This is a genomic window from Geothrix alkalitolerans, assembly GCF_022808885.1.
GTDB lineage: Bacteria > Acidobacteriota > Holophagae > Holophagales > Holophagaceae > Geothrix > Geothrix alkalitolerans.
Map to the genome: position 1 here is coordinate 280,190 of NZ_JAKZLE010000001.1, position 26,980 is coordinate 307,169.

The 26,980-nt window shown below is 63.0% G+C and carries 16 protein-coding genes and 2 tRNA genes; 13 read left to right on the forward strand and 5 right to left on the reverse strand.

Annotated features, from left to right (window positions below):
- Nucleotides 1-47 precede the first annotated feature (47 nt).
- From MLJ35_RS01245 to MLJ35_RS01275, 7 genes are all read left to right on the forward strand, one after another.
- The gene (locus MLJ35_RS01245) at nt 48-1,523 is read left to right on the forward strand and encodes an RNA-directed DNA polymerase (protein WP_243382366.1); all 1,476 of its coding nucleotides are present in this window, start codon (nt 48-50) and stop codon (nt 1,521-1,523) included.
- Nucleotides 1,524-1,630: 107 nt separating this feature from the next.
- The gene (locus MLJ35_RS01250; RefSeq protein WP_243382367.1) at nt 1,631-3,505 is read left to right on the forward strand and encodes a DUF262 domain-containing protein; all 1,875 of its coding nucleotides are present in this window, start codon (nt 1,631-1,633) and stop codon (nt 3,503-3,505) included.
- Nucleotides 3,498-6,596, forward strand: coding sequence for a type I restriction endonuclease subunit R (locus MLJ35_RS01255; RefSeq protein ID WP_243382369.1), 3,099 nt, complete (start codon nt 3,498-3,500; stop codon nt 6,594-6,596). Before MLJ35_RS01250 ends, MLJ35_RS01255 begins: the two co-directional genes overlap by 8 nt.
- On the forward strand, nt 6,596-7,312 hold the full coding sequence (locus MLJ35_RS01260; protein WP_243382371.1) for a M48 family metallopeptidase: 717 nt from the start codon (nt 6,596-6,598) through the stop codon (nt 7,310-7,312). Before MLJ35_RS01255 ends, MLJ35_RS01260 begins: the two co-directional genes overlap by 1 nt.
- 148 nt (nt 7,313-7,460) lie before the next feature.
- The gene (locus MLJ35_RS01265) at nt 7,461-8,321 is read left to right on the forward strand and encodes a hypothetical protein (protein WP_243382373.1); all 861 of its coding nucleotides are present in this window, start codon (nt 7,461-7,463) and stop codon (nt 8,319-8,321) included.
- A gap of 491 nt (nt 8,322-8,812) precedes the next feature.
- On the forward strand, nt 8,813-9,181 hold the full coding sequence (locus MLJ35_RS01270) for a helix-turn-helix domain-containing protein (RefSeq protein WP_243382375.1): 369 nt from the start codon (nt 8,813-8,815) through the stop codon (nt 9,179-9,181).
- 518 nt (nt 9,182-9,699) lie between these two features.
- Nucleotides 9,700-11,781, forward strand: a complete 2,082-nt coding sequence (locus MLJ35_RS01275; RefSeq protein ID WP_243382377.1) for a toprim domain-containing protein — start codon at nt 9,700-9,702, stop codon at nt 11,779-11,781.
- A 97-nt stretch (nt 11,782-11,878) separates the two neighbouring features.
- Here the strand turns inward: MLJ35_RS01275 and MLJ35_RS01280 are convergent.
- The 3 genes from MLJ35_RS01280 to MLJ35_RS01290 form a co-directional block, all read right to left on the reverse strand.
- Nucleotides 11,879-11,953, reverse strand: a tRNA-Glu gene (locus MLJ35_RS01280).
- 13 nt (nt 11,954-11,966) lie between these two features.
- Nucleotides 11,967-12,041: transfer RNA gene (locus MLJ35_RS01285), tRNA-Lys, on the reverse strand.
- 104 nt (nt 12,042-12,145) lie between these two features.
- Nucleotides 12,146-13,453, reverse strand: a complete 1,308-nt coding sequence (locus tag MLJ35_RS01290; protein WP_243382378.1) for an adenylosuccinate synthase — start codon at nt 13,451-13,453, stop codon at nt 12,146-12,148.
- Between the two features lie 216 nt (nt 13,454-13,669).
- Between MLJ35_RS01290 and MLJ35_RS01295 the strand changes: the two genes are divergently transcribed.
- The 5 genes from MLJ35_RS01295 to MLJ35_RS15765 are packed head-to-tail and all read left to right on the forward strand — an operon-like array spanning nt 13,670 to nt 21,877.
- Entirely contained in the window at nt 13,670-16,144 is a 2,475-nt protein-coding gene (locus MLJ35_RS01295) for an ATP-dependent Clp protease ATP-binding subunit (RefSeq protein WP_243319851.1), read from the forward strand.
- Nucleotides 16,141-18,711 (forward strand): outer membrane protein assembly factor BamA, encoded by a 2,571-nt coding sequence (gene bamA, locus MLJ35_RS01300; RefSeq protein WP_243382380.1) that lies wholly within the window; start codon nt 16,141-16,143, stop codon nt 18,709-18,711. Before MLJ35_RS01295 ends, bamA begins: the two co-directional genes overlap by 4 nt.
- A 57-nt stretch (nt 18,712-18,768) precedes the next feature.
- Nucleotides 18,769-19,368 carry an OmpH family outer membrane protein gene (locus tag MLJ35_RS01305; RefSeq protein ID WP_243382382.1) on the forward strand — a complete coding sequence of 200 codons (600 nt, stop codon included), beginning with the start codon at nt 18,769-18,771 and terminating at the stop codon, nt 19,366-19,368.
- A 21-nt stretch (nt 19,369-19,389) separates the two neighbouring features.
- The gene (locus MLJ35_RS01310; RefSeq protein WP_243382384.1) at nt 19,390-20,622 is read left to right on the forward strand and encodes a spinster family MFS transporter; all 1,233 of its coding nucleotides are present in this window, start codon (nt 19,390-19,392) and stop codon (nt 20,620-20,622) included.
- Nucleotide 20,623: 1 nt separating this feature from the next.
- Nucleotides 20,624-21,877, forward strand: a complete 1,254-nt coding sequence (locus MLJ35_RS15765; RefSeq protein ID WP_275976281.1) for a 1-acyl-sn-glycerol-3-phosphate acyltransferase — start codon at nt 20,624-20,626, stop codon at nt 21,875-21,877.
- Between the two features lie 51 nt (nt 21,878-21,928).
- On the opposite strand, the gene MLJ35_RS01325 is transcribed toward MLJ35_RS15765, so the two are convergent.
- Together MLJ35_RS01325 and MLJ35_RS01330 are read right to left on the reverse strand one after the other, a co-directional pair.
- Nucleotides 21,929-24,334 carry an Ig-like domain-containing protein gene (locus tag MLJ35_RS01325; protein WP_243382385.1) on the reverse strand — a complete coding sequence of 802 codons (2,406 nt, stop codon included), beginning with the start codon at nt 24,332-24,334 and terminating at the stop codon, nt 21,929-21,931.
- 134 nt (nt 24,335-24,468) lie between these two features.
- Nucleotides 24,469-25,602, reverse strand: a complete 1,134-nt coding sequence (locus MLJ35_RS01330; protein WP_243382388.1) for a hypothetical protein — start codon at nt 25,600-25,602, stop codon at nt 24,469-24,471.
- 183 nt (nt 25,603-25,785) lie between these two features.
- Between MLJ35_RS01330 and metK the strand changes: the two genes are divergently transcribed.
- The gene (gene metK, locus MLJ35_RS01335; protein ID WP_243319866.1) at nt 25,786-26,928 is read left to right on the forward strand and encodes a methionine adenosyltransferase; all 1,143 of its coding nucleotides are present in this window, start codon (nt 25,786-25,788) and stop codon (nt 26,926-26,928) included.
- Nucleotides 26,929-26,980: the final 52 nt, after the last annotated feature.

The window sequence follows — 26,980 nt, forward strand, 5'->3', positions numbered from 1 at the left end:
CGCAGACGACTCCCTTGGCCTCTGGGAAAAGGCGCTCCGTGCGGTCTATGTCAGACGTAGAAGCGCGTGCATTCTTCCTCAAGGGGGAGAGCTACTGCAATTTCGATCTGCCGCCCTACTTCGAATTTGATGCCCTGTTGGCGAAGTTGAGTGGAATCCTCGCCGGGAAAAACCTTGGCACGATGCTATCGGGGAATCCCCGCGATTATGACCAGCTCAATCACACGATTCTCAATAATAAAGACGGACGGTTTGCCTGGAGACCATTGCAGCTCACCCATCCAGCGCTTTACGTCTCGCTGGTTCACCACCTGACAGAACCCGCTAACTGGGATCTGCTCCAAAAGCGCCTCGTCTTTTTCGCGAAGAACCCTCAGATCCAGTGCCTTAGCCTCCCTGTTGAATCGCAATCGACCCAGCAGGACAAAGCCGAACAGGTTCTGCAGTGGTGGCAGGAGGTCGAACAGCGATCCATTGAACTCTCACTTGAATACGAATACTTAGCCCATACGGACATCACCGATTGCTACGGGTCGATCTACACCCATTCGGTTCCATGGGCGCTGCACAAGCGGTCGGTGATGAAGCGCACCGAAAATCGGGGTAATCCGGCATTTCTTGGGAATGTGATAGACCATCACCTTCAGGATCTGAATCAAGGTCAAACCAATGGCATTCCACAAGGCTCTGTCTTGATGGATTTCCTAGCTGAAATTGTCCTGGGTTACGCGGATTTTATTCTTTCGACTAAATTAAAAAAATGCCAAATTGATGATTATAAGATTCTTAGATATCGAGACGATTATCGTATCTTTGCCAATCATCCGACTCATTGTGAAGAAATAATCAAGGCCATTTCCGAAACAATGTATTTTCTTGGCATGAAACTTCAACCCTCGAAAACGGGTATCACGAGCGAAGTCATACGCCATTCTATAAAGGCCGATAAAATCGATTGGATTGGTCGTAAGCAATTTGAGAAGGATTTGCAAAAACACCTCGTCCTTATCCATGATCTTTCTCGCAAACACCCCAATTCAGGCAGCACGATGCGCGCCCTGCATGAATTCCATCGACGCCTCTTGAGGCATAAGGACAACATTCCAAACGTTCGTCCACAAATATCGCTGGTAGTTGACATCGCCCTGAATAGTCCAAAGGTTTACGCGACCATAGCCGCCATTATAAGCAAACTTGTTTGCAGTATTAAGGATGTGAGTGAACGCAGCGAAATACTATTCAAAATCAAAAAACGATTCGATCGGGTCCCAAACACAGGACACCTTCAAGTTTGGCTTCAGCGTATTTCGTGTCATCACGAAAAGGGGATCGAATACCCTGAGGCACTATGCAAGCTGGTTGAAGGAAGGACCGTTCAATTGTGGAATAGTGATTGGATTAGTTCAAAAAAAATAAAATCAGCACTATCGCCAACAAAAATTTTCAACAAGAAGATATTTAACGAATTAAAACCCATTATTCAATCTGAAGAAGTCCAATTGTTTGAAAGCCATTCGCTATGAATGAGCAACCTACACCGAGGGGCGGTCGTGATTTGGCCCGCTGCGATAAAAATCCCCCCTCGTCTCGACTAAGATAAGGCAATTGCGGATTGGGAGGATTCATCGATATGAGCACCATCGTCCCTCACTACCGAAGCGTGCAGGTGCTTCTGCAAAGCCAGTCTTTTTCAATCGATGAATACCAACGTGAATACAAGTGGGAAAAGGAGAACATAGACGAACTGCTGTCAGACCTACAGGCCAAGTTCTTCAGCCACTATAGGACCGGCGATGAAACCACGGCAGTCAGCAGCTACGGCGAGTATTTTCTTGGATCGATCATCGTCAGTAAGCGCAGCGGCAAAAACTACCTGATAGACGGCCAGCAGCGCGTAACCTCTTTGACGTTACTGCTGATCTGCCTGTATCGAGCCGCCCAGGGCAAGGGGTTGCCTGTGGTGCAGACCGTGGCACCGCTGATCTTCAGCGACAATCTTGGACAGCCGAAATTCAACCTCGACATTCCCGAGCGGTTGCCGGTGATAAAGGCCCTATTCGAGGGCCAGGCATTCAATCCCGATGGGAAGGACGAGTCGATCCAGACGATGTATGCACGCTACGGAGACATCGAGAACAACGACCTGCTCGACGAGCTCGGTGACGCATTGCCTCATTTCATATACTGGCTGCTGACACGGGTTGGATTGATCGAGATCGCCACGGACAACGACAGCTACGCTTACGCGATTTTCGAAACCATGAACGATCGGGGCAAACCCCTAAGCCCGGTAGATATGCTCAAAGCATACCTACTGGCCCCCATCGAAGATCAGGTCGCACGGCAAGCGGCCAACCAGACTTGGAAGCAGCAAGTTCTGGAACTGATTTCCTGGGGTGGCGTGCACGAACCCGAGCGCGATGCCAACTGCATCAAGGCCTGGCTACGTGCGCAGTATGCCGAGAGCACCCGCGAGCGTAAGGCGGGCGCCGTCGACAAGGATTGGGAGGTGATTGGCACAGCCTTCCATCGCTGGGTGCGCGATCAGAGCGACCGATTGGGGCTAGGAAAGCCCCAGGCCAACTCGAAGCTCATGGCCGAGAGCTTTCCTTTCTTCGCCAAGGCCTATCGACGCATCCTGCAGGCCACCAAACACTACACTCCTGGCCTGGAAGCCATCTACTACAACGCCCACAACGACTTCACCTGGCAGAGCACAGTCCTGTTGGCTCCATTGATGGAGACCGACGATGACGACATGGTGCGCCGCAAGCTTGCGGTGGTTGCCACCTATCTCGACATTTGGGTCATGCGTCGGGCCGTGAATTACATCCGCGTCGGATATTCCAGCGTGTCATACGCAATGTGGCTTTTGTGCCGCGATATCCGTCGTAAGTCCTTGGCGGATCTGGTTGGCATCCTCGAACAGAAGCTTGCGAGCGATGATGTGACCTTTGCTGGAAGCGCAGCGAAGGGCAGAACTGGAATCGAAGGTTTGGGATTGAACCAGTTCAGCCGACGATACATCTACCACTTGCTGGCCCGCCTTACTGCGACCACAGAAGCGGGCTCAGGACGTTCGGATTGTTTCGACAAGCTGGTGGATCGTGAAGTCAAAAACCCATTCGACATCGAACACATTTGGGCCGACAACGATGAAGCAGTGAAGGCACATTTCGCCAGTGAGCAGGAGTTCCAGGACTGGCGCAACCACGTTGCCTCGCTTCTCCTTCTACCTGCTGATGTGAACCGAAGCCTTCAGGACAAGCCTTTTACCCATAAGCGAACCCACTATGCCAAGCAAAACTTCTACGCCGCGAGCTTGGACAGTAGCGCGTACCAGCACCAACCGCAGTTCCAGCACTTCATGGCAGCGCACCAGCTACCTTTCAAACATTTCGATGCCTTTACCAAAACTGAGCAACTAGAACGACGCGAGCTTGTTGCGGGATTGGTGGAATTAGTTTGGTCGCCAAGTCGGCTGAACGAGGCCGCTCATGCCTAACCCTCCTCGCTCCGAGCGCAAGACCCAGGATCGCGTCATCGCCCTGTTCACGGATCCCAACCGGCTGGACTCTTTGGGCTACCGCTACCTGGGGGATTGGCACAAGCGAGAGAACAATCGGCCCATCGAAGCGGGACTCCTGCGGGAAAACCTGAAAGCACGAGGGTATTCGGAGGTCCAAATCTCGGCGGCCCTGCAAAAGCTGGAGGCTGCTGCCGATGCCACCGGCATTACCCTCTACCAGGCGAATCTGCGCACCTACCAACTGCTCCGCTACGGGGTGGATGTCCAAGTGGCCGCCGGTCAGCCTCACGACAAGGTGCATCTGATCGACTGGGAGCACCCGGAAGCGAATGATTTCGCCCTGGCCGAAGAGGTGACCCTCAAGGGCGGCTTCGAGCGGCGCCCAGACCTGGTGCTGTACCTGAATGGTTTGGCCGTGGCCGTGATCGAGCTTAAACGCAGTTCGGTGGATGTGGTGGATGGCATCCGCCAGCTCATCACCAACCAGGAAGAGATCTTCAACAAGGGCTTCTTCGGCACGGTGCAGCTCGTGCTCGCGGGCAGTGATTCCCAGGGCCTACGTTACGGCACCACCGGGACGCCAGAGAAGTTCTTCGTGGAGTGGAAGCATGGGGCGTCGAACCCTGGAGGCGCTCCAGCGCCAGGAGCCTTGCTGGACGGGCCCCTGGCGCACCTTTGCGAGAAGGCGCGCCTGCTTGACCTGATCCGCAACTTCATCATCTTCGACGCAGGCCAAAAGAAGGTTCCCCGGCAGCACCAGTTCATCGGACTGAAGAAGGCTCAGGAGCGCATCCAACGCCGCGAGGGGGGCGTTATCTGGCACACTCAGGGCAGCGGCAAGAGCATCCTGATGGTGCTCTTGGCCAAATGGGTACTGGAGTGGGATCCCGAGGGCCGGGTGCTGATCATCACGGATCGCGACGAACTGGACAAGCAGATCGAAGGGGTGATGAAGAACGCCGGGCTGGTGAGCGAAGATTCGCCCTCTCCCCGGATCACGAAACGGTCTGAACTGGTGCAGAAGCTGGGGGCCACCACGCCCCGGTTGCTCTGCGCCTTGATCCACAAGTTCGACCCTTCGGATCTCAAGGGAGATCCCCCCCCCATCCATGGGAGCTTCTACGTGTTCGTGGACGAGTGCCACCGCACCCAAGGTGGTCACATGAACAAGCAGATGAAGCGCTGGCTGGAGGGTGCCCTCTTCGTCGGCTTCACAGGTACGCCACTGCTCCGCAAGGATCGGACGCTGACCCGCGACGTGTTTGGGACTTACATCCACACCTACAAGTTCCACGAAGCGGTGGCGGACAAGGTGGTGCTGGACCTGAAGTACGAGGCCCGCCATGTTCCGCAGAACCTGACTGCGCCGAAGAAAATCGACGAATGGTTCGAGAATAAAACTTCCAGATTGAATAACTTCCAGAAGGCCGTGCTTCGCAAACGGTGGGCCACGCTAGAGGAATTGATGAGCGCGGGCGAGCGCAAGCAGCGCATCGTGGCGGACATCATCGAGGACTTCAGCCTGAAGCCCCGTCTCAGCAACGACCGGGGCACGGCGATCCTGGTGGCGGCCTCCATCTACGATGCCTGCCACTACTTCCGGATCCTCCACAACACGAACTTCGGACCCTACTGTGGCCTCATCACCTCTTTCGAGCCGAACCCGAACGGCATCTCCAAGGAGCCTCCCAACAGCGACGAGCGCTACAAGTTCGACACCTACACCAAGCTCGTGCTGAAAAAGGGCCAGAGCACCAAAAACTACGAAGACGAGACCAAGCGGCGCTTCATCGAGGAGCCCGCCAACCTGAAGCTCCTGATCGTGGTCAGTAAGCTGCTTACAGGTTTCGATGCCCCAAGCTGCACCTTCATTTACCTCGACAATGCGCTCCACGACCACGATCTCTTCCAGGCCATCTGCCGCACCAACCGCCTGGATGGAGACGACAAGGACTACGGCCACATCGTGGACTACAAGGAGCTGTTTGGGGACGTGCAGCAGGCCATCGCGGTCTACAACTCCGACGAACTGGACATCGACGAAGGCAGTGGTGGCAGCAACAACATTGAGCTGAAGGATTGGCTGAAGGAGGGCAAGCAGCAGCTCGATGCGGCGCGGGAGGCCTTGCGCTACCTGTGCGAACCCGTGGCTCAGCCCAGGGAGGTAGAGCAGTATCTGCACTATTTCTGCGGCTCGGCGGAGGATCCGAACGCGCTGAGCGAGACGGAACCTCTGCGCGTGACCTATTACAAGGCCGTCGCCAGCCTCGCCCGTGCTTTCTCAGAGCTAGTTCAGTATCTGGACGACGCTGGGTATTCCACCACGGAGGCCGAAGCCATCCGCCTGGACGTTGAGGCCCACTGCGAATTCCGCAATGCCATCAAGAAGCATTCGGGCGAAGAGCTGGACATCAAGCCCTTCGAGGCTGACATGCGCCACCTCATCAATACCTACATTCAGGCGGACCCTTCGGACAACCTGGGCGATCTGGGAGCCTTGTCCCTCACAGAACTAATCATCGAGACTGGCATTCACAACGCCATCGCACGCAAGCTAAACCAGAAGGGCAAGCTGACTAAAAACGCCATCGCCGAAGGGATCATCAACAACGTCCGAAAGACCATCATCCGCGAGCAGCTCACCGACCCGAAGTTCTACAAGGAGATGTCCAAGCTCCTGGACGATCTGATCCAGCAAAACCGAGACGATTCGGAGAAATACGAGGAGTTCCTCAAGAAGGCGGAAGAGCTGGCTCGGCTGCTGGCCAACAATCGTCCCTACGACGGTCTCCCCGCCTCCCTGCACGGAGCCCGCGAAGCCATCGTGCTCTACAGCAACCTGCCCGACCTTCCTGGTGATACTTTCCAATGCCCCGAGGAGGATGAAGTCAGAGCCGCACTGGCGCTCCAGCTCGACCTGGCCATGCGTGAGCACGCACCCGCCGGGTGGAAAGGCGACGAGGCGCGGGAAGCCCAGGTGCTGAACGCTCTGTACCCGATCCTCGGCCGCGACCGGGCTGCCACGAAAGCGATGTTCGAGATCATCAAGCATCAGCCGGGGTACTGATGACCGAAACCATCCGGATCGGCGAGATCGCCATCACCGTGACTCGGAAGGATGTGAAGCATGTCCACCTTTCGGTACACCCTCCCCACGGTCGGGTCACTCTAGTGGCGCCCCTGGCCACGCGTTTGGAAGTGGCGCGGGCGTACGCTGCTTCCAAGCTGGCCTGGATCCGGGCCCAGCAGGAGAAGCTCCGCAACCAGGAACGGGAGACCCCACGCCGGTTCGTCACACGGGAAACTCACTACCTGTGGGGCCGCCGGTACCTGTTGAGTGTGCTGGAGGTGGACGCCAAGCCCAGAGTCTCCCTGGATCACCGTCGGGTCACCCTGAGTGTCCGCCCAGGCAGCTCACAGACAAAGCGGGCCGAGATTATGCACGAGTGGCACAAAGCGCTCCTGCATGACGTGGTGCCCGTCTTCATCCGCAAATGGGAGAAGCGGCTGCGCGTATGCGTGGACGCCTACTTCCTCCAGCGCATGAAGACCAAGTGGGGGAGCTGCAATCCCAAGGCCCACCACATTCGGCTGAATACGGAGCTGGTGAAGAAGCCGAAGGACCTCCTGGAATATGTCATCGTTCACGAGATGATCCACCTGATCGAACCCTCTCACAGCGAGCGATTCCTGGCCCTGCTTGCGGAGCATTTTCCGGGGTGGCGAGAGGCTAGGGCGGAACTGAATGATCTGCCGCTTGGGGCAGAGGCGTGGCGAGAGTAGGTTCTCGGACATCGTCAGCCAGTCGAGCGTTTTGACGGTCAACACCTTTGCGCCATTTGTGATGCAAGAATGCGTCAGAAATGTAGCAAAATTGAATGTATATTGCACGATCTAAACGGCTTACTATGATTTTGTAAGAGGTTGAACGATGCCGGCACGAGCTCACCAATATCCACTCGCCGAAGAGCAAGCTGCGGCCAGTCGGCGGTTACGCAATCTGCTGGGGCTCACGCAATCTGAAGTGGTCGAACTCGCACGCCCTCCCAAAGGAGCGAGTGTTTCCCGAGCGACCCTATTTCGGGCAGAAGGTGGAGGAGCAGGGTGGGTAAAGCACAAGACAAGGCTCGAACTTGCCCGATTTTACGAAAAATTAATCAGGGAACGCATGCCAGAGGTCATCGACCAAGCACTTCCATTACTTGCTTGCTTGCGTCGCGTTGATCGGATTGAGCACCCATATGCAGACCACTTTCGACCAGAGGTGGAACTACCATCCCTCATTTCCATGACACCCATTCAAACCGCAGAAGATCTATTGTATTGGTGGGACACACAGCCCTTACGTCCCAAAGATTTTGACACTGTCTTCATGGAGGTACGAATGGCAGTGACAACTTCGTCAAAATACTATTCATTTTCATCGACAGAATTGATCGACTGCGGTTTGAGACCTGCGACAAAAATTGATGTTGATCGATCCGATATTTCGATCGTATGGCAGACGGTAAACACAATTAGAGCTTGGGCACAGTCATGTTTTGGGCCATTGCCACTCTGTGATCCGCCACGCTATTTGCCAAAAATATTGGATGAATTATATGATCACAATATCCATCTCACAATAGGTTTAATACTTGTAGAAAGGGATGAGCAAGGGCCAAGGAATATTCAAAATATTTTTCGGGCAAACCACTGGTTACTGGTTTTGGCTTTTGGTGTAAAACCAATAAGATTATGCCAGATATGGTGGCAAAAACAACCGAAGAATCTGATTAGTATTTTGAATTAATTTGTCTTTATAGTACAAGTAAAAAATTATATGTTTCATGTTCGCTTATAGCTGAAGCTCAGCCTCAGGAATGATCTGGGTATGAGATTTTGTAGCTATTTTCCACGTTCTCCATTTTTGGTCGCTTGATGGCTTGTTTGGCAATCGGAGTGAGAAAAACGTCCCAAGCGGGCATGTGGTCAGAGAGAAGGGAGGTGCACAGACCGGAAGGAAATACATCACGAATTTGTTAGGATAAGAACGAAATTACGATAGATCATTCGGTAATTATCCCAAACGTGATGACGCCCCTCTTCGCTCCAGAGAGATCGGCGGCTGCCAATCAACCTGGTTCCTCAACCGCGCCCATGGGCTAGTGCGATTGGAATCCGACCAACCCATAGGCACGACCCGGAGCTTATAAAGCCCAAGGCATAGCCATTTTCGGCCTCGCCGGAGGCCTGGGCAAGCTCCGCCTTCCTGGCCCTTAGGGCCAGTGTTCGAGGTGATTCATGAACCACACTGCACCCCGTATGTTCCTTGTGGCCGTCCACGGGGCCATCGCGCTGGGCAAGCCCCTTCCTTTGAGGGCCACCGCCTTCGGAATCCAGGTGATCCCCCTGGCTGAGGTGCTGCCGGAGACTTACGAGGCCCCGTTGCGATTTTATTCTATGAAGACTCTCGCGTTCATGTCGGACGTAAGCGTCAGCACCATCAAGCGGGAAATTGAGGAAAAGCGGCTGAAGGCCCAGAAGCGAGGGCGGCGGGTCGTGATCTCCCATGAGGCTGCTATGGCCTACTTGGCCAGTCTCCCGCAGGTGGGGTCACAGCTTACGCTGGATGACCTTGCCGATGATGTAGACCGGACCGAGGGGAAGTAGCCTTGCACCCCTGTCCCGTCTGCCAGTCCAAGGAAGTCATTTGTTCCAGTCACCCAAGGTACCAGGTGGAGGGCAGGTCCACGGCTCTGTGCCCTCATGCCGAGGCGCATGCCCGGGCGGGACTCGGGCCGCAACCCGTGACCTATTTCGCCGACACCGGGGAGTTGGTGCGCCGGTTACAGCAGCGGCCCTGGGAGGTGATCTACAGCGCGGGTGTGCCCATGGACATCCAGGAAGAAGGGCGCCGCTTCGCGGGGACCTTCCTGGACGAATACTGTGGGGTCCGCGGAATCACCCGAGGCATCGTGAATCGATTGGTCGCCGATCCGGACCTAGTGCCCCTGCTACCGAAACCCAGTGTGCTGGATGCGGCGGAGCGTGAGGGCTGGCCAGTGCTGTTGGCGCCCTTGTACGGAGATTCTGGCCTGGTGGGGGTTGAGGTGCGCCACTTTGCACCGATTCCCTCCGTGCGTCCTGGTGAATCCGCCCCTCGTGGGCCGGGGCGGATGCTCCGGACCATGGGGTCTCGGGGGCTCTACCTCACGGACCCCTTCGCCAGCCCCAGGGCCATCGTGATCTTCGAGGGGGTGTGGGATGCTGTGACCGCACGGTGGGACGCCTTCGACCGGCAGAGCGGAGAGTTTGTATTCGCTGGAATCACGGCGAACACCAGCACGGACACCATTCGTAAGGCACTCCAGCGCTACTATCCAACGATCCCCGTAGTGCTCGTGCTGGATCGCGACCGTCCAGGCGTGCAGGCCATGGCACGCCTGCAGAAGGTCTTCCCGGCGGTGGTGCTGCCGGGGCTCAACGGCGCGGATGGCAAGGGCCCCAAGGACTACCGGGCATCGGATCCTGAGTTGCGCTGGGGCGCCCTGCTCACGGCAGTGGAAGAGGGGCTCCAGGAATGGGACCGGCGAAAGCTGGGGGCCGATCCCCTGGGGCGGCGGGAGATCCTCGTCTGCCCACCGGAACACGAGGTGGTCCGGGCGGCGGTCGAGGTGCTGGAGCAGAAGGGCGGGTACTACCTCAGCGGCAAGCGCTTTGTTTACGTGTGGAGGCATAGAGGCACCAAGGATCGTTCTGGCCTCAAGCTCCCCCAAGGAAGCCCCCTTATCTGCGAGGCTTCGCCTCACTGGCTTCGCGAGCAACTCAGCCGCCACGCCAGGTTCGTGAAGGAGAATGCCGAAGGGCTCACCCGCGACTGCCTGGTGCCGGAATGGCTGGCGCCCATGGTTCTCAGCAGCAGCAAGCTCCAGGTGTTGCCGGTGCTCAAGGCGCTTGCGGAGGTTCCGGTGCTCCTGCCGGATGGGACCATTCTGGAGGAGCCAGGGCTGGACCCGGCCAGCGGGGTCTTCTACGCGCCCCTGCATTCGTTTCCGCCTATGCCTGAAGAGCCAGGACGCGAAGAGGCCATCCTGGCCGCAGGACGACTGCTGTCGCTCGTCGCGGAATTTCCGTTCGCAGAGCGTCCGAGTCCCGCCGCCCACACTGCCGCCTGGCTGGCCTTCGCCCTCACGCCCTTTGCGCGCTACGCCATCCCCGGCCCGATCCCCTTCGTCTTCGTCGAAGCCAACGGCCAGGGCTCGGGCAAGGGACTGCTGACCCAGGTCACGGGGCAGCTTGCCCTGGGCCGGGCGCTGCCTGTGGGCGTGGCGCCGAGGGAAGGGGATGAGCTTCAGAAGATGGCACTGGCGACGTTGCGGGATGGCGTTCGCATGGTGTTACTGGATGAGGCCCCCTCTCCCTTCGGCTCCAGGCAGTGGAACGCTTTGGTGACGGCTTATCCGACCTTCGAGGGCCGCCTCCTGGGGCAGAGCACCACGGTCCAGGTGCCGCAGCTTGCTGTGTGGGTCACAACGGGCAATAACGTGGTGCTCTCTGCCGAAGGGGTCCGCCGATGTCTCCATATCCGCCTGGAACCCCAGGTGGAGCGGCCCGAGGAGCGCACGGGGTTCAAGATCCCCAACCTAGTGGCCCACGTCCGAAGGCACCATTCCGAGTTCGTACGGGATGCGTTGACGATCCTCCGGGCCTACTGCCTGGCTGGGCGGCCTTCCTTCGGCCTCAAGAACTGGGGCTCCTTCGAGGAGTGGAGCGATCTGGTAAGGAACGCGGTGTACTGGGTGCTGGGCGTGGACTGCGATACGCGGGAGGCGCTGGCGATCCGGGCCGATTCCACCCGGGCGGCCCAGGGCGCCCTGGTGCTTGGGTTGGGGGGTGTGTTCGGAACTGCTCCCTTCACCACGGAACAGGTATGGAACCTGTTCCTAGCTCAGGAACCACGCCATAGCACTCTGAACGAGGCCATCGAGGAGCTGAACGTGAACCCCAAGGGGCTCACCAGTCGAAGTCTGGGACGCCTTCTGCTGCGCGCCATTGGTGCGGTTCACGGGGGATGGCGCCTGGATATCCAGGACACGAAGCGGGCTGGGTCTTGTGTCTGGATCCTTCGACGGGCAGGCGAACCGAAAGCTGGAACGGGTTTCGAGGGGATTGGGGGTTCTGCCTTCGCCCTCATGAATGAGAACCACACCCCCCCTCCATTCAGAGGCGGACTGTCCTTGATGGCCCCGAAGGTTCTGGATGGTTCCTGAAGGCCTTTGCAGTAATTCTTGCAGTAAGTCCTAAGCAGACCGCTTCGCTATGTCGGACAGATACAAGAAAGCGCCTGATTTTTCAGGCGCTTTTTGCTGGTAGGGCTAACGGGATTCGAACCCGTGTTACCGCCGTGAAAGGGCGGTGTCCTGACCCCTAGACGATAGCCCCATGGGGTGGAACTTGGTGGGCCCTGCGGGATTTGAACCCGCGGCCAACGGCTTAAAAGGCCGCTGCTCTACCGCTGAGCTAAGGGCCCTTGCCGGTGGCTTCAGGCCCGCGAGCCCTCGAGCGCGCGGTGCACGCGAGCGTGCGGTGCCTGAATGGGCAGGACGACCAGTGTGCCTGCGATACGGCTCATGGTCAAGCCAGGAGCGGTTCCAGGAAGGTCCCGGGATAGATGCAGCCCTCCTGGCGATCGGGACCGGTGCTGAGGTAGGCGATGGGCACCTCGACGCTCTCGACCAGGGCTTCGAGGTAGGCGTGGGCGGCGTCCGGGAGCTGGCCGTGCTGGGTGATGCCGCGGGTGCTGGCCCAGCCCTTGAACAGCTTCACCTCGGGCTTCAGGTCCTTCCAGTCGGCGGCGCAGCTGGGGAGCTTGGTGGTGACGGTGCCTTCGCCGGTGCGGTAGCCCACGATGAGGCCCACCTCATCCAGGCCGTCCAGCACGTCCAGCTTCATGATGGCCAGGCCATCCACGCCATTGGTGCGGCAGGCGTGGGCGGTGATGGGGGCGTCGAACCAGCCGCAGCGGCGGGGCCGGCCGGTGGTGGTGCCGAACTCCTTGCCCACCTGGCGCAGGCGCTCGCCGGTGGCGTCGTGCATCTCGGCGGGGAAGGGGCCCGATCCCACCCGGGTGGTGTAGGCCTTGGCGATGCCCAGGATCTTGTCCAGGGCCTTGGGGGGCAGGCCGGTGCCGGTGAAGAGGCCGCCCAGGCTGCAGTTGCTGGAGGTGACGAAGGGGTAGGTGCCGTGGTCGATGTCGAGGAGGGTGGCCTGGGCGCCTTCGAAGAGGATGCGGTCGCCGCGCTCCCAGGCGGCCACCAGGTGGCTCTGGGTGTCGCCGATGTAGGGCAGGAGCGGCTCGGCGGTACGGAGCAGGCCGTCGACGACGGCCTCCAGGGCGGGCAGGCTGGCCGCCTCGGCGCCCAGGCGCAGGCGGACCTCCTCGTAGCCGGGGCGGATGCGGTCGGCCAGGGTCTCCGGGTGCAGCAGGTCGCCCAGGCGCACGCCCATGCGGCCGGCCTTCATCTCGTAGGCGGGACCGATGCCGCGGCCCGTGGTGCCGATCTTGTTGGCGCCGCCCTCGCGCCAGAGATCCAGGGCGATGTGGTGGGGCAGGATGAGGTGGGCCCGGTCGGACAGCATCAGCCGGCCGCCCAGGTCGAAGCCCCGGGCCTTGAGACGGTCCAGTTCCTGCTGGAAGACGTCGAGGTTGAGGACGACCCCGTTGCCCACCACCAGGAAGCAGCCGGGGTGGAGGGCGCCGCTGGGCACCTGATGCAGTGCGATGCTCTGGCCGTCGACCACCACCGTGTGGCCAGCGTTGTTGCCGCCCTGGAAACGCACGACCTGCTGGAACTTGGGGCTGAGGAGGTCCACGACCTTGCCCTTGCCCTCATCCCCCCACTGGAGCCCCAGGATCGCCAGATTGGTCCTAACCAGGCTCATGTCGCCCTCCCAGCCCTCCAGTCTACCGTCGCCGCGGGGTTCTGTCCCGGGTGGAGGCGGGTTCTGCCCCGGGTCAGGGGTCGGTTCTGTCCCAGCCGGGCCGGGACAACGGTGTTGGAAGGCGCTACCCTGGTAGGCCGCCCCGGAACCATCCCGGCTTCGGAGCCATCCAATCCCCCGTAAGGGCGATCCGCACCTAACCCGAAAGGGTGTCCCGTGTTCGAAAAATTCACCGAAAAAGCACGACGCGTGATGTTCTTCGCCCGCTACGAGGCGAGCCAGTTCGGTGCGGAAAGCATCCAGAGCGGCCACCTCCTGCTGGGGCTTCTCCGGGAGTCGGAAAAGACCAGCACCCAGCTGCTCGAGCGCATGGGCGTGCACGTGAGCGCCCTGCGGGAGCGCCTGGTGGCGGCCCTGACCCCGCGGGACAAGAAGATCACCCCCAGCAGCACCAGCATCGACATCCCCATGGAGGAGGAGGTCAAGCGCATCCTCCAGCACGCCACGGCGGAGAGCGCCAAGCTCAACCACAAGCATGTGGGGGCCGAGCACCTGCTGCTGGGCATGCTCAAGGAGGAGGGCTGCCTGGCCGGCCGGCTCCTGATCGAGGCGGGGGCGGACCTCATCGCCGCCAAGGAGATCCTGCTGGAGAGCACCAAGGAGGAGAAGATCGCGAAGAAGAAGAAGGAGCACCCGCTCCTCTCCGAGTTCGCGCGCAACCTCTCGGAGATGGCCGAGCGGGGCATCTTCGACAACCTCATCGGCCGCGAGCAGGAGGTCGAGCGCATCATCCAGATCCTCAGCCGGCGCCGGAAGAACAATCCCATCCTGCTGGGCGAGGCGGGCGTGGGCAAGACGGCCATCGTGGAGGGCCTGGCCCAGAAGATCTATGAGGGTCTGGTCCCGCCCAGCCTGGTGGACAAGCGCATCTACGCGCTGGACCTCAGCCTCGTGGTGGCCGGCACCAAGTACCGCGGCCAGTTCGAGGAGCGGCTGAAGTCCATCATCGCCGAGGCCAGCAAGGATCCCAGCGTGGTGCTCTTCATCGATGAGATCCACAGCCTCATCGGCACCGGCGCCGCCGAGGGCAGCCTGGACGCCGCCAACATCCTGAAGCCGGCCCTCAGCCGGGGCGAGATCCAGTGCATCGGCGCCACCACGCACAAGGAATACGCCAAGTACATCGACAAGGACCGCAGCCTGGTGCGGCGCTTCCAGCCCGTGACGGTGAACCCCCCGGACGAGGCCGAGAGCCTGCGCATCATCGAGGGCATCCGCAGCCGCTACGAGCTGTTCCACCGGGTGCGCTACGCCCAGAAGACCATGGAAGCCTCGGTCTACCTGTCCAACCGCTACATCACCGACCGGTTCCTGCCCGACAAGGCCATCGACCTGCTGGACGAGGCCGGAGCCCGGGTGAAGCTGCGCGTGGGGCCCGGCGGCCAGGACGCCGAGGGCCAGTCCCACGAAGAGGAGCTGCACCGGGTCATCAACGAGATGAACGAGGCGGTCCTCAGCCGCGATTTTGAGAAGGCCGTGCTGCTCCGCCAGAAGGAGCTGCAGCTGCGCGAGGAGCTCCAGAAGGACCGGGGCGAGCTGACGGACGAGGACTACGCACGCTTCCCTGAAGTGACCGAGCAGGACATCGAGGACGTGGTGGCCAGCTGGACGGGCATTCCCGTGAAGGCCCTCAAGGGCGACGAGAAGGCCAACCTGGTGAACATGGAGCCCAAGCTCAACGAGCGCGTCATCGGCCAGCCCGAGGCGGTGAGCGCCGTGGCCCGCGCCGTGCGCCGGGCCCGCACGGGCCTCAAGAATCCCAACCGGCCCATGGGTTCGTTCCTGTTCCTGGGCCCCACGGGCGTGGGCAAGACCGAGCTGGCCAAGACCCTGGCGGCCTTCCTGTTCGGCGACGCCAAGAAGATGATCCGCTTCGACATGTCCGAGTACATGGAGAAGCACGAGGTCTCCAAGCTGCTCGGGGCCCCTCCGGGGTACGTGGGCTACGAGGAGGGCGGCATGCTCACGGACCGCATCCGGCGGAATCCGTACTGCGTCCTGCTCTTCGACGAGATCGAGAAGGCCCATCCCGACCTGATCAACATCCTGCTGCAGATCTTTGACGACGGTCAGGCTTCGGACGCCTTCGGGAACCTGGTGGACTTCAAGAACACCATCATCATCATGACGTCCAATGTGGGCAGCCGGGAGCTGCTGGCGGAGAAGAACCTCGGCTTTGTCGAGCAGGACGCCCGTCCCGACGCGAAGTCCGGCGACGCCATGAAGGTGCTCAAGCGGACCTTCCCGCCCGAGTTCCTCAACCGCATCGACGAGATCGTGGTGTTCAACCGCCTGGGCGACGACGAGCTGCGCAAGATCGTCCGCCTGCTGGTGGAGGACCTCAACGTCACCCTCCAGAAGCACAAGCTCTCCGTGTCCCTCACGGATGCCGCCTGCGACTGGCTGGTGAAGACCACCCTGCGGGATCGCGCTTACGGGGCGAGGCCGCTGCGGCGGGCCATCCAGAAGCAGGTGGAGGACCCCCTCGCCGAGCTGATGGTGGGCCAGGACACGGTGCCCTCGGGACTCGTGAAGTTCGATCTGGTGGGCGAGAAGCTCGTCCCCACCCTGTCTGATTCCGGAGACGTGGCCGCTGGCCAGGAAACCCATCTGGTCGGAGCGCCTGAATGACGCAGCGGAACATGGAGTGGAACCGGACTCAGCCCCGGTGGTGGAGCGGCGTGCTTCCCCTGCTGCTGGCTGCGGGGTTCTCGTTCTCCCTGGCGGCCCAGGACATCGAACCCATCGTCAAGATCGAGGTGATCGGCGCCCAGAAGCAGACCGCCGAGACGGTAATCTTCAAGTCGGGCGTGAAGGTGGGCGACGACCTCCGGAACATCGATTTCAGCGGTGTGATGGGGAAGCTCTGGGCCAGCGGTTCCTTCGATGACGTCAAGCTCGAGGTGGAAGACGCCCCGGGCGGCAAGAAGCTGGTCATCCGTATCAAGGAGCGCCCCTTGATCAAGGAGATCGACTACCGCGGCGGCACCGAGGTGGGCATCACCAACATCAAGGACAAGATCAAGGAGAAGAAGCTCACCATCAACCCGGACACGGTCTACGACCCGGAAGCCGCCCGAAAGATCAAGAACCAGATCGTGGAGCAGGCCGGCGAGAAGGGGTTCCGGAACCCGGTGGTGGACATCACCCTCGAACCCATGGGCCCGGGCGTGGCCCGCCTGGTCTTCGACATCAAGGAAGGCGGCAAGGCCAAGATCTACCGCGTGGAATTCCGCGGGAACAAAGTGTTCTCCAGCGCCCAGCTGCGGAGCGTCATGAAGAAGACGCGCCGGCACTGGATGTTCAGCTGGCTCACCACGCACGACCTGCTGGTGGACAAGAACATGGAAGAGGACCTGGAGAACCTCAAGAAGGCCTACTGGCGGCTGGGCTACAAGGATGTCTTCGTCGGCAAGCCGGTCATCGAGGTGGAGGACAAGACCACCGAGAAGCAGAAGAAGAAGAACGAGAAGCGCATCAAGGAGGCGAAGTCCCCCAAGTACGACCTCCGCGCCACCCTCACCATTCCCATCCTCGAGGGCGAGCAGTTCTTCGAGGGGACCTTCAAGGCCGAGGGCGGCAAGCTCTTCCGCGACACCTACTACCCGATGAAGTACGCGGAGGTGAAGCGGGACAACCACTCCTTCCTCAAGAAGTTCTTCAACATCCGGCCGTCGCTGGAGGCTCCGAAGCCCGGCGCCAAGCCGGTGCCCTTCGACCTGGACGCGGTGAACCAGACCGTGGACAAGCTCAAGGAGGCCTACAGCAACCAGGCCTACATCCTCTTCCGCGCGGAGAAGAAGTTCGACATCCGCGAGGAGAACGGCGTCAAGAAGGTGGACACCCTCCTGAAGCTGGACGAGGGCGAGCAGTACACGGTCCGGCGCATCGAGTTCGAAGGCAACCTCACCACCAAGGACAAGGTGCTCCGACGCAGCATGCTGCTGAAGGAGGGCGACCTCTTCCGCACGGACTTCTTCAAGGATTCGCTGCTGGGCATCAGCCAGCTGAGCTTCTTCGACGTGAAGAACTCCGAGCCCAAGGTGGACCTGGTGCCGGACAAGCCCCAGGTGGACGTGGTGATCCGCGGCGAGGAGGCCGGCGTCAACGAACTGCTCTTCCAGGGCGGCTACGGGTCGCTGTTCGGCTTCTCCCTGGGCGTGAGCTTCTCCACCCGCAACCTCGGCGGCGGAGGCGAGACCCTGTCCGTCAGCTACAACGGCGGCAAGTTCTCGAAGAACATCTCGGTGGGCTTCACGGAGCCCTTCGTCTTCGACCTGCCGTACTCGTTCTCGACGTCGGTGTCGAACGGGTCCGCAGACTACGACGCTTCCCGCGTGGGCATCGCCAACGCCTACAAGCAGTTCACCCGCAGCCTCGGCGTGTCCGTGGGCGCCCGCCTGAGCAACTGGTTCCCCAACCAGCCCTGGGCCTTCTTCACCACCTACTCCATGGGCTACAGCTTCCGGCTCATCCGCATCGAGGGCGGGCGGAACTACTACTTCCGGGACATGGGCAACCAGCTGACGTCCACCTTCAGCCAGAGCCTGTCCTACAGCACGGTGAACCACCAGTTCAAGCCCACCCAGGGCACCCGGGTGTCCTTTGGCCTGGAATACGGCGGCTGGCAGTTCGGGGGCGACAAGCCCTTCCTGCGCGCCACCTGGGATTTCGCCAAATTCGCCAATATCGGCGACCGCCACATCTTCGCCGCCAACCTCAGCTACGGCTACCTCCAGAACATGGGCAGCGACGATCTCCCGCTCTACGACCTCTACCGGCCCGGCGGCGAGAACAGCATCCGCGGCTACCGTTACGGCCAGGTGGGCAGCGTCCTCCTGGACAACTACGGCCAGCCCGTGGTGGTGGGCGGCAACAAGCAGTTCATCGCGAACTTCGAGTACCAGTTCAAGATCGCCGACCAGTTCCGACTCGTCTTCTTCTACGACGCGGGCAACGCCTGGGGCAGCGGCACGAAGGTCTTCAGCAAGGACACGGTGACCTACAAGGACCTCCGCAACAACGAGTACTCCTACACGAACCCGACCCTGCTGCGCTCGGCGGGCCTGGAGTTCCGGTTCTTCCTGCCCATCAGCCCGGCCCCGCTGCGCCTGATCTGGTCCCGGAAGCTGAATCCCTATCCCTTCGATACGGAAGGCCGGAACGACTTCCAGTTCTCCATCGGCACCACCTTCTGATTCCGACGACGGGCCCCGTCCCACGCTACAATGGCTCTTTCGCCCTGGAGATCCCCCATGCGCCTGCTCGCCCCGTCCGTGGCCGCCCTGTGCCTGTCCGCCGCCCTCGCCGCGCCCGCCGCGGCCCAGGAGGCTCCCCGCTTCGCCTTCTTCAGCATCAACCAGCTGGTCCGCATCTCCAAGAAGGCCGGCGCCATCTTCTCTGAGCTGGAGATCACCGGGAAGAACCTCCAGGAGAAGCTCCAGGCCAAGGGCCAGGAGCTGCAGACCCTGCAGCAGCAGCTGAACTCGCCCAGCATCGACCCCGACAAGAAGGAGGCCCTGGCCAAGAAGTACCGGGATCTGGAGTTCGAGGCCAAGAAGATGCAGGAGGACAGCCAGCAGGAGTACCAGCGCGTGGAGAAGAAGGTGGGCGAGGCCATCACCAAGCTGGCGGGCCCCATCGTCGAGCAGCTGGCCAAGGAGCAGAAGCTCCAGATGGTCTTCTCGGACCAGGCCGTGCAGGTCCTCTCCTGGGGCGACAAGGCCTGGATGGAGAGCTTCACGTCCGAAGTGGCCAAGCGCCTGGACGCCAGCGAGACTGCCGCCGCCCCCGCGGCCAAGCCTGCGGCGCCCGCGCCCAAGCCCGCCGCCAAGCCCGCGGCCCCCAAGAAGTAGCCTGACCCGCCGCGCCACGAGATGACCGCCGCCCGACGGCTGCTCCTGCTGCTCACCGGCATCAATCTGGTGAACTACCTGGACCGGTACGTCGTGGCGGCGATCCTCGAGCCCCTCGGCCGGGAACTGCACCTGTCCGACGCCCAGCTCGGACGGCTGACCTTCGTTTTCATCGCGGTGTACATGTGCGCCGCGCCACTCTTCGGCTATCTGGCCGACCGGTTCCACCGCCCCCGCCTCGTGGCCGGGGGTGTCGCGCTCTGGAGCCTGGCCACCGTGGGCGCGGCCTTCGTCCACAGCTACCCGGCCCTGCTGGTGACGCGCTCCCTCGTGGGGGTGGGCGAGGCCGCCTATGCCAGCCTGGGCCCGGCCATGCTGGCGGACGGCTTCCACGAATCGGACCGGGCCCGGACCTTCACCTGGTTCTACCTGGCCATTCCCGTGGGCAGTGCCTTCGGCTATGGGCTGGGCGGCCTGGTGGCAGGGGCCTGGGGCTGGCGGGCCGCCTTCCTGGTGGCGGGCCTGCCGGGCCTGCTCCTCGCCCTCTGGATGGCCTTCCAGATGGATCCCGTGCGGGGGGCCATGGATGAAGGCGGGGACCAGGAGGCCGGGGAGCCTTACCTGCGGCGCCTGGGCCACGTCTTCCGGAATCGGATCTGGCTGGCCTGCACCGCCAGCTACGTGGCCTACACCTTTGCCATGGGAGGCCTCAGCACCTGGGGGCCGACGCTGGTCCAGCGCCGGTTTGGCGTGTCCACCGCCCGGGCGGGCCTCGTCTTCGGGGCGCTGGCGGTGGTGACGGGCATCCTGGGGACTTTCCTGGGCGGCTGGCTCACGGACCGCTGGCAGAAGCGCTGGCCCGATGCCGGGGCCGGGATCTCGGGCCTCACCCTGGTGGCCTCGGCGCCGGTGGTGGCCTGGGCTCTGGCCACCGGCCACCTGGGGACGGCCTATGCTCTGTTCTTCGTGGGCATGTTCCTGCTCTTCGTGAACACCAGCCCGGTCAACGCCCTCACGGTCAGCAGCCTGCCCGCCAGCATCCGGGCCACGGGGGTGGCGGTGAACGTGCTCCTCATCCACCTGCTGGGGGACGCCATCAGTCCCGAGCTGGTGGGTCGCCGGGCGGATGCGCTTCACGCCGCCGGGCGGTCCGGCGGCGATGCCCTGGCCCAGGCGCTCACCCTTGTCCTGCCGGCCATCGTTCTCAGCGGTGCGTTCCTCTGGTGGGCCCGGCACCGCCCGGCGAAGGCCTGACATGGCGGCCAGCCGGGTCGCGCGGCTGCTGGGGCGGATCTGGTTCCGCGCCCTTCGCCGGGAGGGCCCGGACCTGCCGCCGGGCCCCTGCCTGATCCTCCTGAACCATCCCAACGGCCTGTTGGATCCCCTGGCAGCGGGGGCCCTCCTGGAGCGCCGGGCGGGCTGGCTGGCCAAGGCCACGCTGTGGAAGCTCGCGCCCCTGCGGCCCTTCCTGGCGACCTTCCGGGCCATCCCCGTAACCCGGCCCAAGGATGGCGGCGCCACGCCGGAGACCATCCAGCAGTGCTTCCGGAAGGTCCACGAGGTGCTGGCGGAAGGCGGCTCCGTGGCCATGTTCCCCGAGGGCGTGAGCCACTCGGAAGCGGACCTGGCCCCCCTCAAGACCGGCGCCGCCCGGATGGCCCTGTCCAGTCCCGTGCCGGTGGCCCTGGTGTCCGCGGGCCTGGTCTACGGGGACCGCGCCACCTTCCGCCACAGCGTCCTCCTGCGGGTGGGCGAGCCCGTGGCCTGGCGGGATCTTGCGCCGCGGGGGGCCGACCCGGAGGCCGTGGCGGAGCTGACCGCCCGCATCCGGGCCGCCCTCAAGCCCCTCACCCTCCACGACGAGGCCGTGCGGGTGCTGGCCCTGGCCCAGGAGGTGGCCTGGCTCCTGGCGGACGTGCCCGGCAGCCGCGTGGACCTGGAGATCCTGCGTTGCCGGGTTCGGGCCCTGGTCCCGCGGCTGGCCGCGCTGCCGGAGCAAGACCTGGCCGCCCTGGAGGCCCGGGTCCACGGGGTCCAGGCCTGGCTCCGGGCCAAGGGGGTGCGGCCCGATCAGGTGGGGCATCCCTATCCGGGCGCGGAGGTCCGGCGCTGGCTGCCGGGTGCCGTCCTGCGGCTGGGGCTGGCGGCCCTGCTGCTTCCACCGGCGCTGCTGTTCTGGCCTTCCTACCGCCTGGTGGGCTGGGTGGCGGGCCGGTTCACCGACGAGGGCGACCAGGCGGCCACCCTAAAGCTGCTGGCGGGACTCTTCCTGCACCCTCTCTGGGCCGTGGCTCTCGGCGGCCTGGCCGGCAGCCTATGGGGTTGGCCCGTCGCCCTGGTCCCGCCCCTGGCCCTGTTGGTGGTGCTCCTGGGCCTCCCGGCCCTCGAGCGCGCCGGCGAGGACCTTCAGGCCATCCAGGGCTTCCGCCGTCGCCGGGATCCCGCCGCGCCGGAGCTGCTGGAGGCTCGAAAGCAGCTGCTCTCGGCCTTCCCGGAGCTGGAAGGGTAGGCACGAAGAGGCGGGGCCGAAGCCCCGCCTCTCCTGGATGCGGCCCTGGGATCAGTGGCCGAGGATGGTGTACTGGGCGGGCACCTGCACGCCGGGGAAGGCGGGCACGGCCACAGGCAGGGCGGCGCCGCCCTGGGTGGGATCCACCACAAGGTTGACGCCGGTCATGCCCAGGAAGTAGCGCATCTGCTTCTGGATGAGCATGAGGTTGGTCAGGTTCGAGGGATCCAGCAGGGAGCTGTGGCCGATGCCGGTCTGGTCGAACTGGAAGTAGCCCTGGGTCGGGGCGGTATCCGCGGCGGTGATGGCGGCGTTGGCCACCTTCGGGGCGAGGGCGCCGCCGGAGATCGTGAACATGAACTGGGCCGGGACGCCCGCGGCGTGGTTGGGGGTTCCGCCAGCGGTGTAGGCCAGCTGCTTGAAGCCCGGGGCCACCGCGGCGCCGGCGGAGCCGAGGACCTCGCGTCCGCCGAGGGCGTTGCCCAGGTAGCGGGTGTAGGGGTTGCTGATGACCTGGTCACCCACGGATTCCTGGATGCAGACGCGGTTGGAGAGGCGGCTGGGCAGGCCCGCGGCCAGCGGGGTGGTCATGGTGGCGGGATCCGCCGGATCCACGATGGTCTGGGTCACCAGGAAGAACTGGTGGTAGGTGGGCGAGTTCTTGGCGATGCCCACGGCCGCCAGGCCGGCGTCCACGGAGGGGCCGAAGGCGGGGCTGTTCTGGATGAGGTAGGCCGTGCGGCCGCCGGGCACGCTAAGGTAGCCCTTCATGTCCGCATCCAGCGTGGCCTGCGTGTAGGGGGCGCCGGTGCTGGCGAGGGTGGTGTTCCCGGCCAGGTAGTAGGTCCCGACGATGGAACCGAGGCTGTGGCCGACGAAGGTGATGCCGGCGGCGGCGGGCGGCGCGGGCAGGGCGGCGAAGCCGCCGGCGACCACGGTGAGTTCCAGGCGGTTCAGGTTGAACGCGGCCTGCTGGATGTTGGAGCGGGTGGCCAGCGGGGCGCCGATGGCCATGAAGTCCTGGCCCCAGGCCGCGGACTTCTGGGCCTTCACCGTGGCGGAGTCCCCGGGGGCGACCTGGTGGGCCGGGACGGCCAGGGCGCCGTGCAGGGGCAGGTCGATGGCCACCACGGCGCGGCCGACGGCGCTGAGCGTCGGAGCCAGGGCGATGACCGTCTCCTTCTGGCTGGTGATGCCGTGCTGGTAGATCACTAGGGGCCAGTTGGAGCCCGCGGCCGGGGCGATGTAGACGAAGGGGATGGCGCGGGGCACGTGGTAGTAGCTGGTGAGGGCACCGCTCGTTCGGTAAGGCTGGACCACGCCGGCCGCAGGATTGTAGGCGCCGGTGACGCCCGTGAGGTCGCCGCCGGCCACGGAGGCGTTGGCGGCCACGACGACGGGATCCACGGACAGCTCGCCGCTGTTGATGGTGCCGAGAATGACCGTGCCCACGCTGGCGGGGGCCGCGGTGGCGGTGCCCATCACGGCGCTCCAGTAGGCGTCAGGGCTGGGGTTCGTGCCGCCACGGTCGAAGACCGCCGTCACGCTGACGGCGTTCGACCAGGTCTTGGCCGGCAGGCCGCCCAGGGTGGCGCCGGCCGCGAAGGAGCGCAGGGCGGTCTCCACGGGGATGCGGGTGTTGGGGGCGAGGGGGTTGGGCACGACGTAGCCGGCGCCCGTGGTGATGAACCGGCCCATCACCGTGATGTCGGATCGCTGGGCGACGGTGGTGGTCGCCGAGGCGGTGATGAGGTCGTTCATCACCTTGGCGTAGCCGGAGAAGAGGATGGTGGCACCGCTCTGGACGTTGGCCCGGACGGGCTCGAGCGCGGCAAAGGAGCCGGTGAGCGGGGTGGTGGACTTGAGGGCTTCGAAGTAGGGGGAGGCGGAAATCGGCTTGCCCGCGGTGTCCTTCACGCGGTTGGTCACCACATAGAGGTAGCGGGTGCCGGGCAGCAGGGGGAAGTTGGGGAACAGGAAGAGGTCGGTTCCACCAGCCGCGTACTGGTAGGTGAACAGGCCGGAGACGTCCGCGAAGCCCAGGGGGTTGTTCTCGGTGCCGGCGGCATCGGGCGTGATCTGGAAGACCTTGACGTTGGCGGCGGTGACGGTGGTGGCGTCCACGGCGGCGTTGAACTGGATGTAGATCGGGGCGTTCAGGCCGGAGACGGCGTTGGTGGCACCCATCTCATGGATGTTCACGTAGGCTAGGGCCTCGGGGGGCGTCATGGGCGTGTTCGGGGCGCGATTCGTCAGAGGATCGCCCGCTGTGGCCGTGGCCAGGACGTTCGGAAGGGGCACGTTCGCGTTCGCGGGGTCGAACACCGGCGTGGTGGTGCTGGGCATGTAGCCCGGGCCCGTGACGATCGTGGGGGCCTTGGAGTCCCCGCCGCTGCTGCAGGCCAGAAGCGTCAGCAGGGAAGCTCCGAGGAGCGCCTGATTCAAGCGTGGAAGCATCGCGTCACCTCATTGGGTGGGGTTGAAGTGGAATCGGTCCTGGATTGGTTTGATGACGATAGGCGGCCCGGCGTGGAATTGCCACATAAAAACCATGGGGCCCCAGATGGGGCCCCATGTTGACTCCGGGTAGGTCAGTCCGTGACGGCGAAGACGACCTTGTCGTTCTTGAAGCGGCTCACCGTGATGAGCTCCACGGTGGCGGTCTGCTTGTCGGGGCTGATGGTGAGCTTGTAGTGCTCGTCCTTCAGGTAGGAGCCCGGCACCACGTTCACCTTGCCGATCTTCTTCAGGCCCACCTCGGAAGCCTTGATGGAGATGGTCTTGCCGGAGCGGAGGTCGAGGCTCTGGGTGAAGACCTCGTCGCGCCAGTTCTTGCCGGCCCGGTCCTTGGCGAAGACGGGGATCTCGATGACGCCCTCGGACTTCAGGGTGTCGCGGTTGCCGACGACGTAGTGGATGGAGTTCAGGCTGGCGAGCTGGGAGGCGTTGTCGGCCTGCAGCTTGGTGCGCTCGTCGATCAGGTTGGCGCGCTCGGTCTGGAGCGTGGCGATCTCCTCGGTGATCTTCTGCTTCTGGGTCTCGAGGTCCGTGACCTCTTCCTGTAGCTTCTCGTTCTGGGCCACGGCCTCGTCGCGCTCGCCCTCGATCTTCTCCCGCTCCTGGCGCATCAGGTCGTTGGGGGTGATCTTCGCCTTGCCCTGGGAGACCCAGGTGCCGTAGGTGCCGTTGGCGTAGAAGTGGTAGACCTCGAAGCCGGGGGCCAGCTTCTCCATGATGGCCACGCGGCTCACCAGCCTCTTGGCCTCGGCCTCGGACACGCCCTTCTTCTTGAGGAAGCGCATGGCCATGCCGTAGTGGCTGTCGTTGGGACGGGCGATGTCAGGCTTGGGCAGGTCGGCCTTCAGCTTGGCGATCTTCGAGTTGAGGTCCTTGATTTCCTTGTCCTTGTCGAGCACTTCCTGGAGGAGGGCCTGGTAGGAGCTGTTCTTCTCGTTCTTGATGCGCTCTTCCAGGGCCTTCTTCTGTTCGTCCGTGAGCTGGAGGGTCTCGGCATTGGGCCGGATGTCGTTCACGCCGGCCTGGGCCAGCTTCTTCTGCTGCTCCGCGCTGGCCTGGTTGGCCTGCTGGCTGGCCTTGTCGGCCTCAGCGGCCTTCTGGGTCAGTTCCCGGATCTGCGGATCCTCACGCTTGCACGCGGTGGACACCATCAGGATGGACGCGGCCATCAGCGTGAGGGCCAACGCCGGACGACGGAAGAGAATCATGGGTTCCTCCACTGAGGGGGCTTGGGGGCAATCGCTGCGGGGATGGAAACATCCCACCTTAATCCCACAGGTTAGGGCATGGCAAGGTTTCCCGCGTCATCCGAAAGGTGTATGAACCTGAGGTCCCACGATATACTTTCCGTTTCCTCCGAGATCGTCCGGAGGAGTTCCCAGGAGTCAGGCATGGCCGCCCAGGGGCGTCATCTCTTCACATCCGAAAGCGTCACCGAAGGCCATCCCGACAAGATGGCGGACCAGATCTCCGACGCCGTGCTGGACGCGGCCCTCAAGGACGATCCTCGCAGCCGCGTGGCCTGCGAGACACTCCTGACCACCGGGCTCGTCCTGGTGGCCGGCGAGATCACCACCGAGACCTACATCCCCGTCGCCGCGCTGGTGCGCGACGTGGTGAAGGACATCGGCTACGACCACCACATCAAGGGCTTCGACTACGCCACCTGCGCCGTGATGGTCACCATCGACCAGCAGAGCCCCGACATCGCCATGGGCGTGGACACCGGCGGCGCCGGCGACCAGGGCCTGATGTTCGGCTACGCCTGCCGGGAGACGCCGGAGCTGATGCCTGCGCCCGTGCACTTCGCCCATTCGCTCACCCGGAAGCTGGCAGAGGTGCGCAAGAACGGCGAGCTGCCCTGGTTGCGCCCCGACGGCAAGTCCCAGGTGACCGTGGAGTACGACGGGGACCAGGTCAAGCGCATCCACACCGTCGTCATCTCCACCCAGCACGACGAGCACATCACCCAGAACAGCATCCGCGACGCAGTGGTCCAGGATGTCATCAAGGCCGCCCTGCCCCAGGACCTGCTGGACGCACAGACCATCTTCCACGTGAACCCCACCGGCCGTTTCGTGGTGGGCGGGCCCATGGGCGACACGGGCCTCACCGGGCGCAAGATCATCGTGGACACCTACGGCGGCAGCGGCCACCACGGCGGCGGCGCCTTCTCGGGCAAGGACCCCAGCAAGGTGGACCGCAGCGCGGCCTACATGGGCCGCTACATCGCCAAGAACATCGTGGCCGCCGGCCTGGCGGACCGCTGCGAGATCCAGCTGGCCTACGCCATCGGCGTGGCCGAGCCCGTCTCCATCGCCGTGGACACCTTCGGCACCGGCCAGGTGTCGGACGAGGCCATCGTCCGCGCCGTGCGCGAGGTTTTCAGCTGCACCCCCAAGGCCATGATCGAAGCCCTGGATCTCCGCAAGCCCATCTACCGGGCGACGTCCGCCTACGGCCACTTCGGCCGCCCGGAGTTCAGCTGGGAGAACACGGACAAGATCGAGGCGCTGCGGAAGGCGGCGAAATAGGCTGTCAGCTGTCAGTTCTCAGCCATCAGCTACCAGTGGAAAAGGATGCGGC

What these genes read in the sequence shown, in the direction of transcription:
- MLJ35_RS01245 (WP_243382366.1), top strand. Translation starts at nt 48, where the DNA reads ATGTCAGACGTAGAAGCGCGTGCATTCTTCCTCAAGGGGGAGAGCTAC.
- MLJ35_RS01250 (WP_243382367.1), top strand. Translation starts at nt 1,631, where the DNA reads ATGAGCACCATCGTCCCTCACTACCGAAGCGTGCAGGTGCTTCTGCAA.
- MLJ35_RS01255 (WP_243382369.1), top strand. Translation starts at nt 3,498, where the DNA reads ATGCCTAACCCTCCTCGCTCCGAGCGCAAGACCCAGGATCGCGTCATC.
- MLJ35_RS01260 (WP_243382371.1), top strand. Translation starts at nt 6,596, where the DNA reads ATGACCGAAACCATCCGGATCGGCGAGATCGCCATCACCGTGACTCGG.
- MLJ35_RS01265 (WP_243382373.1), top strand. Translation starts at nt 7,461, where the DNA reads ATGCCGGCACGAGCTCACCAATATCCACTCGCCGAAGAGCAAGCTGCG.
- MLJ35_RS01270 (WP_243382375.1), top strand. Translation starts at nt 8,813, where the DNA reads ATGAACCACACTGCACCCCGTATGTTCCTTGTGGCCGTCCACGGGGCC.
- MLJ35_RS01275 (WP_243382377.1), top strand. Translation starts at nt 9,700, where the DNA reads ATGGGGTCTCGGGGGCTCTACCTCACGGACCCCTTCGCCAGCCCCAGG.
- MLJ35_RS01290 (WP_243382378.1), bottom strand. Translation starts at nt 13,453, where the DNA reads ATGAGCCTGGTTAGGACCAATCTGGCGATCCTGGGGCTCCAGTGGGGG.
- bamA (WP_243382380.1), top strand. Translation starts at nt 16,141, where the DNA reads ATGACGCAGCGGAACATGGAGTGGAACCGGACTCAGCCCCGGTGGTGG.
- MLJ35_RS01305 (WP_243382382.1), top strand. Translation starts at nt 18,769, where the DNA reads ATGCGCCTGCTCGCCCCGTCCGTGGCCGCCCTGTGCCTGTCCGCCGCC.
- MLJ35_RS01310 (WP_243382384.1), top strand. Translation starts at nt 19,390, where the DNA reads ATGACCGCCGCCCGACGGCTGCTCCTGCTGCTCACCGGCATCAATCTG.
- MLJ35_RS15765 (WP_275976281.1), top strand. Translation starts at nt 20,624, where the DNA reads ATGGCGGCCAGCCGGGTCGCGCGGCTGCTGGGGCGGATCTGGTTCCGC.
- MLJ35_RS01325 (WP_243382385.1), bottom strand. Translation starts at nt 24,334, where the DNA reads ATGCTTCCACGCTTGAATCAGGCGCTCCTCGGAGCTTCCCTGCTGACG.
- MLJ35_RS01330 (WP_243382388.1), bottom strand. Translation starts at nt 25,602, where the DNA reads ATGATTCTCTTCCGTCGTCCGGCGTTGGCCCTCACGCTGATGGCCGCG.
- metK (WP_243319866.1), top strand. Translation starts at nt 25,786, where the DNA reads ATGGCCGCCCAGGGGCGTCATCTCTTCACATCCGAAAGCGTCACCGAA.